Here is an 11,620-nt window from a genome sequence, read left to right on the forward strand (position 1 = left end):
AAAACTCATATTTATTTGCACAAAAATGTATCGGGCTATATTAAAAAATTGTAGTTTTATTGTTTATAAGGATATTATTAGTAGATTCGTAATAACTTTGTGAAAAAAAGAAATGATACGCCTAAGATACCTAGTAGAAAACCAGCTTTTCGGGGTTTGTTCCCGTCTGGGAGAGAAGCTTAACTTCTCAGCAAGTAGCGTGAGGTTGTATTTTATCTACGCTTCTTTTTTTACCTTCGGTTCGCCGATTATCATCTACCTTGTTCTGGCGTTCTGGATGGAAGCCAGAAAGCATCTGCGTCGTCATAAAAACCCTACCGTCTGGGAGTTTTAGTGCCGTAAGTATCTTCGTTAAGTATATTGTATTTAAGGGCAGTACTTTGTATTTGGCCGTAATGTTGTTTTTCAGAAATTCGCGTTTTCTTCGTTGCATATACAGGCAAGTTGATTGGTAATCTTGCCTAAAAAATGTACTTTTGAAAAAACGAAATCTATAAACACTTCCTGACAGACACGTATGAAGAAAATCTTCTTTCCCTTGCTTTTTTTAGCGCACATTGGCTTTGCGCAGCAAAATCCGGACAGCCTGCAAATCAGAAAAATCTATGATGAGATTCTGACAAAAGGCGAATGTTACAATGTATTGACTTACCTGTGTAAGAATATCGGGCCGCGCCTAAGCGGGTCTGCCGGGGCAGCAAAGGCTGTGCAATACACCAAAAAAGTAATGGAGGATTACCGCTTTCCAAAAGTGTTTTTACAAGATGTAATGGTGCCGCACTGGGTGCGCGGTGCTAAGGAAGATGCCTACATTGAAACCGGTAAGGCCAAAATGAAGGTGCCAATTGTAGCCCTGGGTGGCTCAGTTGCTACTCCGCCCACCGGAATTAAGGCAGAGGTAATTGAGGTGAAAAGCTTTGAAGAACTGAAAGCTTTGGGAGAAGCAAAAGTAAAGGGCAAAATAGTGTTGTTTAACCGCCCGATGGACCCTACCAAAATTAATACCTTTGAGGCTTACGCAGGGGCTGTGCAGCAACGTGGTAATGGCGCTTCTGAAGCCGCCAGATACGGTGCAGTAGGCGCTATTATACGCTCAATGACTACCCTGCAAGACGATAACCCCCATACCGGAGGTATGAGATATGCACCGGGCATACCGATGATACCTACGGCTGCCATCAGCACTAACGGAGCTGATAAGCTGAGTAAGCTATTAAAGGAGAACCCGAAATTGAAATTCTATTTTAAACAGAGTTGCGAAACACTGCCCGATGCGCCATCGCACAATGTAATTGGTGAAATTAAAGGCACCGAAAAGCCGGATGAGATTATTGTAGTTGGCGGGCATTTAGACTCTTGGGACCTGGCAGAGGGCGCCCAGGATGACGGAGCAGGGTGCGTACAGGCAATTGAAGTATTGCGCACACTGAATGCACTGGGAATAAAACCGAAGCGTACCATACGAGTAGTGATGTACATGAACGAAGAGAACGGTTTGAGAGGTGGAACCAAATATGCCGACCTGGCCAAACAAAACAACGAAAAACATATTGCAGCCATTGAGTCAGACAACGGTGGTTTTGCACCCCGTGGCTTTGGCATGGTAGGTACCAACGAGCAGATAGCTAAAGTAGAAGTGTATAAAAAGCTATTGGCACCTTATGGGCTGGCAGAAATTGGCCGTGGTAGCGGTGGGGCAGATATTGGCCCTTTGGGTAATCAGGGTACATTATTGATTGGTTTCAAACCAGATTCGCAACGGTATTTTGATTTTCATCATGCGCAAACTGATAACCTGGATGCCGTTAATGAAAGAGAACTGAAACTGGGTGCCGCCTCAATGGCAGCACTGGTTTACCTGATTGATAAATATGGTCTTTAATGGTATAGCAACTGAGCCCCTTTGACCGACGGGGCTCAGTTGCTTTTATAACCTTACTATTACTCTTCCCATTTGCCCGCCTTTCAGAATCTTCTTTATTTCTTCTTGAGTTTGACAGTTGTTTTTGGAAAAAGCTCTTGGATGGCTAACTGGGGGCTATTTTGGCTATTTTTCGGAAAAAGTGTAGAGAGCCGATTGTGTTTTTGTCTATTGACATTCAAAGCTATATGGTTGTAATTTTGCATTATGGCATATTTGAAAGTAGAGAGAAAGCAATCAGGCACTTATTTGCGCATTTTGGAGAGTTTCCGAAATGGGTCAGGGAAGCCTAGTTCGAGGGTTTTGTATTCTCTTGGTAAGGTTGAAGATTATAAGCCTGAAGAACTTCGTAACATTGGCATCAGATTTTACGAATTAGGTGGAGGAGAGTTGAAGACTATTTTGGAAGGGGACCTAATCGAATTAGGTCGATACAATTATGGTTATCAAAAAGTATTTGGTTATGCCCTGGAGCAGTATGGGTTAAGGCTTCTTTTGGATCGTCTTCAGCAAAAGAGCAAGCTTCAGTTCAGTCTTTTTGACAGTGTATTTCTGATGCTTTTGGAACGACTGCAAAGCCCTTGCAGCAAACGCAGCAACTTTCAGCATCGTGATGAGTACATAAACCTTCCCGAATTGTCATTACAGCACTTGTATCGGGCTCTGGATAAGTTGGCTCAGTATACTGAGTTAATCCAGCAGCAGATTTTTCAAACGGGTCGGAATCTTTTCAATCAAAGCCTGGATGTGGTATTTTATGATGTAACGACCTTCTACTTTGCCAGCGAAGTTGAGAAAGAAGGACAACTCAGACAAATGGGTTTTGGTAAGGATGGCAAAATAGGTAAAACACAAGTTCTTTTTTGTATGCTCATAGACCACCTGAAAAACCCTATCGGTTATAGGGTTTTCAAAGGCAACACCTATGAAGGGGATACTTTTAGGGAAGCACTGGGCGACCTTAAAAAGCGATACCAGATTGACAAAGTAATTGTAGTAGCCGATAGGGGGATGCTTTCAAAGAAAAACCTGGAAATAACAAATAGCAAAGGCTACGAATTTATCATTGGAGAACGTTTGAAGAGTCTGCCCCAAAAAACGCAGCAAACCCTACTCGACTTAAAGAATTACCATCAGCAGTGGATATACAAAGATGCTACCGGACAAGATGTTTTGATTCGCTACACCACATTAAAACAGGAAGGCAAGACCTTTATTACTACCTACTCGGCAAAAAGAGCGGCCAAAGACAAGCAAGACCGGGAAGATAAACTACAGCACGCACAGCACCTCTTGAAGAACCCTTCGAAAATCAACAATAAAGCCACCAGATTCTTCTTAAAATCAAATGAAAACCAGAAATATAGCCTGAATGAAGAAAAAATAAAGGTCTCCGAAAAGTATGATGGGTTTTTAGCTATAAGCACCAATAATCAAAGCATGGCGGTAGCCGAAGTTCTGGACCAATACAAACAACTATTCAAAATAGAACATAGCTTCAGAACCTTCAAATCCCATCTGGAAACCAGGCCCATGTTTCACTGGACAGACCAGCGAATCGAAGGACATATATGCCTGTGTTACATAGCCTTCGCCATACAAAACTTTGTCTTACAAAAAATTAACCGCGATAAAAATGTAATCACTGAAAAAGGGTTGAGGGATACCCTTGACAAAATGCAAGTAAGCCTGATAGAAAATAACGGAGCCAAATCTTATCTAAGGTCTATGCCAACAGAAAACGAAAAAATTATCCTCCAAAAACTGGGCTTAAAACCAATATTACCCATACAAACGCAAGCAAAGTTTAAAATCTGAACTCGTACTCCAAATAACGGTTTGTAGAGAGCCGATTGGATATTCATGTACCTTATTATCAGCCACTTATCCCAAAATCGTGTCAAACTCAAGAGAACTGAAACTGGGTGCCGCCTCAATGGCAGCACTGGTTTACCTGATTGATAAATATGGTCTTTAATGGTATAGCAACTGAGCCCCTTTGACCGACGGGGCTCAGTTGTTTTTATAACCTTACTATTACTCTTCCCATTTGCCCGCCTTTCAGAATCTTCTTTATTTCTTTGCTTAGGCCTTTTAGTGTTACGGTTCTGGCAATCTGCTCAATTTTCGTTGGCTTCCATTTGCCGGCCAGGTTCTTCCACATCTTTTTTCGCCATTCAATATCACATTCTGACGAGTCAATACCAAACATAGAAATACCCCGCAGAATAAATGGATAAACCGTTGTGGTTAGCTCAGCCGATTGTACCAGCCCGCAGATACTAACGACACCGTTATATTGCATGGTTTTCAGGATAGTGGCCAGAATTGCCCCACCTACCGTATCTACACAGCCGGCATACAGGCCTTTCAATAGTGGCCTGCCCGAATGGTCATGTACAGCATCCCGATTTAGTACCTCTGTTGCTCCAAGATTTTTCAGGTAAGCAGCGCCTTCCGGTTTACCTGTAACAGCTACGGTTTCAAAGCCTAATCTGGCCAGTATCATTACGGCCAAAGTGCCTACGCCTCCGGTTGCGCCGGTAACAATTACTTTGCCTTTATCTGGCGTAAGGCCGTTTTGTAATAATTTATCTATGCACAATGCGGCAGTCAGGCCCGCTGTGCCAAAAATCATGCTTTCTTTCAGGCGCAGTCCACGTGGCAGCTTTACTACCCATCTGGCTGGTATCCGAATATATTGGCCGAAACCTCCTGCGGTATTCATTCCTAAATCAAAGCCGGTTACCAATACTTTTTCGCCCTTGCTGAACTGGTCAGTGGCCGACTCCTCCACTATGCCTGCTGCGTCAATACCGGGTGTATGCGGATAATTGCGCGTAACACCTTTATTGCCGGTTGCCGATAACGCATCTTTATAGTTAAGTGATGAATACTTAACGCGTATTAATACTTCGCCTTCCGGCAGGTCATCAGTAGAACGCTCAATAATCTGATTGGAATAGCTTTTGTCGGCGTTTTCGCTGACATAAAATGCTTTAAATGTAGGCATACCAGGCTTGGTTGTTTAAGCAAATATCAGTAAAAGTTTCAATACACCCGCAAAATTTTTGCTTCAAATTACAGGCCTTAGGCAATGGAACTTTTATAAGGCACTTTGGTTTTTAAGTAGAAACCTTGCAATTAAAATGCCTTATACTTCTAATCCTGATTTAGTAAATCTGACACTACCGTTTGCGTGGAGTGGTACGCCTGTTGACAGCAAAGGGAGATTCATTAACCATGAGTTTCCGTTTGTTGATTCATTCAAAGACCTGATAAAATGGCAAACCACGGTTAATCCGCAAAAGCAGGAAAAGAAAAATGATACCTGGCGTGCAGAGGTTATGTTTAACCAGGGGTTTATGACGTCAAAGGATGATTGCATCGTGTGGCTGGGGCATGCCTCATATTTTATACGGCTGGCAGGTTTTACCTTTTTGATTGACCCCGTGTTATTTAATGTTTCTCTGTTAAAGCGTCAATCAGCCTTACCCATAGAGGCTGGCGATTTAAGGGGTATTGATTACATTCTGATTTCGCACGACCACCGCGACCATTGTGATGAAAACAGCCTGAAACTACTGGCAGCCAATAACCCCGATGCCATGTATCTGACAGGCTTGCAACTGGATGCATTGTTACCGGTTTTTACAAAAAGTAACCAGGTACAGGCAGCAGGTTGGTATCAACAATACAAGACAGATCCGGCCGTTAAGGTTTCTTATGTGCCAGCAAGGCACTGGGGCAGGCGATTCCTGACAGATACAAACAAACGCTTGTGGGGTGGTTTTGTTATGGAGGCAGCCGGTAAAACCATTTATTTTGGCGGTGACTCCGGATACGGTGGCCATTTTAGAGACATCGGCGGGGTATTTCCGGATATTGATTATTGTATGTTAGGTATTGGGGCCTATAAACCTGAATTTTTTATGGCGCAAAGCCATACATCACCCGCTGATGCAGTAAGGGCTTTTCATGATACCAGGGCAAAGGTAATGATACCCATGCATTATGGCACTTTTGATTTGGCCGACGAACCACTGGGCGACCCATTGAGGGTCTTAAAAAGACTGGAGTATGATGGTGAAATTAATGGAGAACTGGAGGCCTTAAAAGTAGGAGAGGTGCTGAAAATTTAGTTTGAAAACGGTATAACCGGCTACAAAAACAAAGCCCCCGGATTGCTCCGAGGGCTTTTGAATATATTTTGAGAAAGCAGATGATTACATCATGCCACCCATACCACCGCCATGAGCATGGCCCATGTCAGGAGCTTTTTCTTCTGCAATATCAGAAACTACAGCTTCAGTAGTTAACAACAGACCTGCAATAGAAGCGGCGTTTTCAAGTGCCAGACGGGTCACTTTAGTTGGGTCAATAATACCTGCTGCCAACATATCTTCATATTTGTCTTCGCGGGCATTGTAACCGAACGAACCTTCACCGGCTTTTACAGCTTGTACAATTACTGAACCTTCGCCACCTGCGTTGGCAACGATAGTACGTAATGGTGATTCGATAGCTGATCTGATGATGGCAATACCGGTGGTTTCGTCACCGTTAAGGCCTTCAAGACCTGCAAGAGCTGATTGCGCACGGATTAACGCCACACCACCACCTGCTACGATACCTTCTTCAACCGCAGCGCGTGTGGCATGAAGGGCGTCATCAACGCGGTCTTTTTTCTCTTTCATTTCTACTTCTGTAGCAGCGCCGATGTAAATGATAGCTACACCACCTGACAATTTAGCCAGACGTTCCTGTAGTTTCTCACGGTCGTAATCAGAAGTAGTTGATTCGATTTGTGCTTTGATCTGGTTGATACGACCTGCAATTTGCTCTTGGTCGCCAGAACCATTTACGATAGTTGTATTATCTTTATCAACGATGATTTTATCGCAATGTCCTAAATATGACAAGTCAGCATTTTCAAGTTTGAATCCGCGCTCTTCAGCAATTACAGTACCACCTGTCAGAATTGCGATGTCTTCCAACATAGCTTTACGACGGTCGCCAAAACCAGGGGCTTTTACTGCACATATTTTCAATGCACCACGGATTTTGTTAACTACAAGTGTAGCAAGGGCTTCGCCATCTACATCTTCAGCAATAATTAACAACGGACGACCAGTTTGTGCAACGCCTTCCAACACAGGAAGTAACTCTTTCATTGAAGAGATTTTTTTCTCAGAAATAAGGATGAACGGTTTCTCCAGTTCAACCTCCATTTTCTCAGCGTTGGTTACAAAGTAAGCCGAAAGGTAACCGCGGTCAAACTGCATACCTTCTACAGTTTTTACTTCGGTTTCAGTACCACGTGCTTCTTCAACAGTGATAACACCTTCTTTACCAACTTTATCCATTGCATGAGCAATCATCTGACCGATTTCGTGGTCGTTATTGGCAGAGATAGTTGCTACCTGCTCAATTTCTTTTGAAGTTGAGATGGCTTTTGACTGGCCTTTCAATGCCTCAACTACTGCAGTAACGGCTTTGTCGATACCACGTTTCAAATCCATTGGGTTTGCACCGGCAGCTACGTTTTTAGCACCGATGGTGTAGATTGATTGCGCCAAAACTGTAGCAGTTGTAGTACCGTCACCAGCCTGGTCAGCAGTTTTAGAAGCCACTTCTTTTACGAGTTGTGCTCCCATGTTTTCAATCGAATCTTTCAATTCGATTTCTTTTGCTACAGTTACACCGTCTTTAGTGATTGCAGGTGAACCGAATTTTTTATCAATAATAACGTTACGGCCTTTTGGTCCAAGCGTTACTTTTACAGCGTTTGCAAGTGTGTCAACACCACGCTTCAATTTTTCTCTTGCTTCTGTATCAAAAATGATTTGCTTTGCCATGTTGTTTTTACTAATTATTAATTAGTGAATGAAAATGATTGAATAGGAATGGTTTTTATGGCAGAACGGATAAACCCGCACTACCTATAATGGCGAACCCGGGGTCCGGTTTTTAAACAATTGCGTAGATGTCTGATTCACGCATGATAAGGTATTCTTTGCCTTCAACGGTAATTTCAGTTCCGGCATATTTTCCGTATAGAACGCTGTCGCCAACTTTTACTAGAAGAGGCTCATCTTTTTTGCCAGGACCTACTGCTACTACAATACCTTTTTGTGGTTTTTCTTTAGCAGTGTCGGGAATGATAATACCGAATGCCGTTTTTTCCTCCGCCGGAGCAGCTTCAATTAATACTCTGTCTGCTAATGGCTTTACGTTTACTGACATAGTTATTTTTGATTTTTATGGTTTTAATAATTGTACTTGTGAAAACCAGACAGTAATGTCTGATATTGAGACTGTTCTGTTATGAACAAGATTTTTGCCAAGGAGCCGCAAAGGTAAGGTTTTCTGACAAATTTTCAGTATTACCTGACAAAATTGTTAAAAGTATGACAGAAGCCGGAGTAAAGCAGGTAAAAGAAATCTGGAAGCTGATTTATTTATTGAACATAACCTGTAAGGCAGCCCACAGGTTTTTTTTATGTGCGGTATCAGTTGAAATGGTTTGCAGGTTGTTGGCAAGCAAAAAGGTAATACCCGACAGGTTTTTTAGTTGATACGGCGTCAGTACCACATCCCAGTTCAGCCTGCTAAGCCCTACGCCGAAGCTTATTAATTTACTGGTTGTTTTCTGAGCCAGAAAAGAGGGGTAGTCAACAGCGGGCATTACCTGAACATCAATCAGGTCTACCTGTGCCAGAGATAAACCTACTGCCGAAAGGATTTTACCAAGAAACGCTTTTTCATCTTCCGAAATCCGTTCGGCTAATATCAACACCTCTTGTGTCAGATGCAAAGCAGCAGGTTTTGAAACCATCGTTTGCGGATTCTCTTTCACTGCCGGTGCGGGGGCATCAGCAATGGCTTTAGTACTTTCTTTGGTCATTACGGTTTCTATCGATACAGGAGCTTCCTGAACCGATGGATTTTTGTAAATGATTTCTTTGTTGAAAAGATACTGTGCCAGAATGCTGTTCATTGATAAAAAAATGAAGTCTCACAGTTTTGAAGGCCGTGAGACTTATGAACTATGTTTGATTAAGATGCAATGGCTTCTCTCAGGATAATGGCCTCACGGTCCGGGCCTGTTGAGATGAAACTGATTGGAATTTCTAATTCTGCTTCTAAGTAATTAATGTATGCCGATAACTCAGCCGGAAGCTCATCATAAGTATGGTAGTCGGCCAGTGAGCATTTCCATCCTTTAAATGATTTATAAACCGGCTCAACTGCAATATCTGTTAAGTCAAAAGGCATTTGCTCTGTTAAAGTGCCATCTGGCAGGCGGTAATGCGTGCATACCTGAATTTCGTCAAGGAAATTCAGTACGTCTACCTTCATCATAATTAACTGCGTAACGCCATTCAGCATGATGCTATATTTAAGCGCTGGTAAATCTAACCAACCAGTACGGCGTGGACGCCCCGTTGTAGCGCCAAATTCTCTGCCTTCCTGGCGTATGGCTTCGCCCAGGTCATCGTGCAATTCTGTAGGGAACGGCCCGCTGCCTACTCTGGTGCAATAGGCTTTAAAAATACCGTACACTTCTCCAATCTGCCTTGGTGCAACACCCAGGCCAGAGCAAACACCTGCTGCTGTGGTATTAGAGCTGGTTACAAACGGATAAGAACCGAAATCAATATCAAGTAAAGAACCCTGAGCGCCCTCTGCCAGAATTTTCTGTCCTTTTTTCAGTGAATCGTTTACTATATATTCAGTATCAAGAATGTTAAATCCTTTCAGGAATTCTATAGATGCAAAAAATTCTCTCTCAGACTCTGAAAGGTCATAAGCAAATTCATGAAAGTCTAATACCTGTTTGTGGTTATCAACCAATGATTGGTATTTCTCTTCAAAATTTGGCGACAGGATGTCTCCCAGTCTAAGCCCCTGGCGTGATACCTTGTCTGAATACGCCGGGCCGATACCGCGTAAGGTAGAGCCGATTTTTGAATCACCTTTTGATTTTTCAAGAGCGGCATCCAGCAAGCGGTGCGATGGAATAATAATGGCAGTCTTTTTTGAAATAATCAGGTTTTTTTTCAGCTCAAGGTTGTATTTGGCCAAGCCTTCTATTTCTCTGCGGAAAACGATAGGGTCAAGCACCACACCATTGCCAATGATATTGAGGCAGTCGCTACGGAAAACACCCGAGGGAATCTGGTGAAGAACGTGTTTAATACCGTCGAATTCAAGTGTATGGCCGGCATTGGGGCCACCCTGAAAACGTGCAACAACCTGATATTCAGGGGCAAGTACGTCAACAATCTTTCCTTTGCCTTCATCGCCCCATTGTAAACCTAAAAGTATGTCAATCATTATTTGTAAAAAGAATATGTCTTGTATTGTAACTGATAAAATTAATTTCTGTTTTCGCAATTTTCACGCTGGCAGTTGCCATAAAATATAAGCGAATGGTGCATTACTCTGAACTGCAGCATTTCGCCAACCATGCTTTGGATGTTCTGCACCCGGGGGTCGCAAAACTCCATAACCTTATGGCAGTCAACACAAATCAGGTGGTCGTGTTGGCGGTAACCGTAGGCTTTTTCGTATTGAGCCATGTTTTTACCAAACTGATGCTTGGTTACCAGGTCACACTCAACCAGTAAATCAAGGGTATTGTAAACGGTTGCCCTGCTTACCTGATATTTTTTGTTTTTCATTGAAATATACAAATCTTCCACCTCAAAGTGGTCGTCACGAGAGTATATTTCTTCCAGTATAGCATACCTTTCCGGCGTTTTTCTAAGTTGTTTAGATTCCAGATAGGCGGTAAATATGCGCTTGGCTGAGTCAAAATTTGATGGATTAGGAACCATAATATCCGCTGTGTTTGACTATTGTTTAGCAATCAAGTTACAAAGAAAATAGATAAAACCCGAAAATGAACACATCATTGATTAATTTTCTAAAATTGGGATTGTAAAACAACCCAGGCCCCGGCATCAGGCCTTCGGTCTTGCAGGTAGTAAAACTGATTATTAAGCATTTTCAGAAGCCGGAAATGATAATGGCAATGGGCGCAGGTATTGAAATCTTAAGAGATACACAACAACCAGAATACATAGCTTACATTAAACAGCAGGTTTGGCCTGGTAAGCAGGTGTTTTACCCTAAAACCTCATGCTTAACCCCAGGCCATTACTATCTGTAAAACCCAGATTTATTTTTTGTATAACCGAGGTTCTGGCTCGGAGGTTGTTCTGGCGCGCATTGTATATATTTACTGAGCTTTGTACCCACTCATTAGAGGCTTCAATCAGGCAGACACCTACCGTCACAATTCCGATACCCATCAATACTTTCGGCAGGCTCCGCACTGTATAATTTACATCCCGGCCTTCGGCAAAAGTAGTAGCAGGGGTGCCTTTCAGGGCAATCACTGTCAGGCCTAATCCGGCGGCGGTTATGGCAGTACCAACCGGAGCCACCAAGGTACCCCAGTTATACTTTACCCTGGGTTGCCAGGTATCTTTAAATAAACTTTTTACTCTTTTATGGGGTAGTTTAAAGCCGTTTCGGTAAATAACAGTAGTAACAAATACTCTTTTGGTAACAAGGGTATCGGTTGTCTGTGCAAAGCAATGAAAACCTGTAAAAAATAAGATTATTATAACAGCAATGGGTTTCATTAAGTTTTAGGTTTGATAGGGTGATACTTTTGGGTAATTTCAG

11 protein-coding genes are annotated in these 11,620 nt (G+C 42.6%); 4 read left to right on the forward strand and 7 right to left on the reverse strand.

Annotation, left to right across the window (positions count from 1 at the left end; translation table 11 throughout):
- Window positions 1–112: 112 nt before the first annotated feature.
- From NZ848_RS15300 to NZ848_RS15310, 3 genes are all read left to right on the forward strand, one after another.
- Entirely contained in the window at window positions 113–334 is a 222-nt protein-coding gene (locus NZ848_RS15300; RefSeq protein ID WP_101725199.1) for a PspC domain-containing protein, read from the forward strand.
- A gap of 183 nt (window positions 335–517) precedes the next feature.
- The gene (locus NZ848_RS15305) at window positions 518–1,882 is read left to right on the forward strand and encodes a M20/M25/M40 family metallo-hydrolase (protein ID WP_259016248.1); all 1,365 of its coding nucleotides are present in this window, start codon (window positions 518–520) and stop codon (window positions 1,880–1,882) included.
- Between the two features lie 246 nt (window positions 1,883–2,128).
- Window positions 2,129–3,739, forward strand: a complete 1,611-nt coding sequence (locus NZ848_RS15310) for an IS1634 family transposase (protein ID WP_259016249.1) — start codon at window positions 2,129–2,131, stop codon at window positions 3,737–3,739.
- Window positions 3,740–3,944: 205 nt separating this feature from the next.
- Here NZ848_RS15310 and NZ848_RS15315 read toward each other — a convergent pair whose 3' ends face one another.
- Window positions 3,945–4,934 carry a YhdH/YhfP family quinone oxidoreductase gene (locus tag NZ848_RS15315; RefSeq protein WP_259016250.1) on the reverse strand — a complete coding sequence of 330 codons (990 nt, stop codon included), beginning with the start codon at window positions 4,932–4,934 and terminating at the stop codon, window positions 3,945–3,947.
- A gap of 136 nt (window positions 4,935–5,070) precedes the next feature.
- On the opposite strand from NZ848_RS15315, the gene NZ848_RS15320 reads away from it, so the two are divergent.
- The gene (locus tag NZ848_RS15320; protein WP_259016251.1) at window positions 5,071–6,063 is read left to right on the forward strand and encodes an MBL fold metallo-hydrolase; all 993 of its coding nucleotides are present in this window, start codon (window positions 5,071–5,073) and stop codon (window positions 6,061–6,063) included.
- A gap of 84 nt (window positions 6,064–6,147) precedes the next feature.
- Here the strand turns inward: NZ848_RS15320 and groL are convergent, their stop codons facing one another.
- From groL to NZ848_RS15350, 6 genes are all read right to left on the reverse strand, one after another.
- Window positions 6,148–7,779 carry a chaperonin GroEL gene (groL, locus tag NZ848_RS15325; protein WP_253534135.1) on the reverse strand — a complete coding sequence of 544 codons (1,632 nt, stop codon included), beginning with the start codon at window positions 7,777–7,779 and terminating at the stop codon, window positions 6,148–6,150.
- Window positions 7,780–7,891: 112 nt separating this feature from the next.
- Window positions 7,892–8,167 carry a co-chaperone GroES gene (locus NZ848_RS15330; RefSeq protein ID WP_101725194.1) on the reverse strand — a complete coding sequence of 92 codons (276 nt, stop codon included), beginning with the start codon at window positions 8,165–8,167 and terminating at the stop codon, window positions 7,892–7,894.
- 211 nt (window positions 8,168–8,378) lie between these two features.
- Window positions 8,379–8,921, reverse strand: a complete 543-nt coding sequence (locus NZ848_RS15335) for a hypothetical protein (protein ID WP_259016252.1) — start codon at window positions 8,919–8,921, stop codon at window positions 8,379–8,381.
- 59 nt (window positions 8,922–8,980) lie between these two features.
- Window positions 8,981–10,261 carry an adenylosuccinate synthase gene (locus NZ848_RS15340; protein ID WP_259016253.1) on the reverse strand — a complete coding sequence of 427 codons (1,281 nt, stop codon included), beginning with the start codon at window positions 10,259–10,261 and terminating at the stop codon, window positions 8,981–8,983.
- 41 nt (window positions 10,262–10,302) lie between these two features.
- A complete protein-coding gene (locus NZ848_RS15345; RefSeq protein ID WP_101725191.1) occupies window positions 10,303–10,764 on the reverse strand; it encodes a Fur family transcriptional regulator in 462 nt (153 codons plus the stop codon).
- 294 nt (window positions 10,765–11,058) lie between these two features.
- Entirely contained in the window at window positions 11,059–11,577 is a 519-nt protein-coding gene (locus NZ848_RS15350; protein WP_253534138.1) for a hypothetical protein, read from the reverse strand.
- Between the last annotated feature and the right edge of the window lie 43 nt (window positions 11,578–11,620).

Origin of the sequence: Emticicia fluvialis (assembly GCF_024793945.1) — a bacterium.
GTDB lineage: Bacteria > Bacteroidota > Bacteroidia > Cytophagales > Spirosomataceae > Emticicia > Emticicia fluvialis.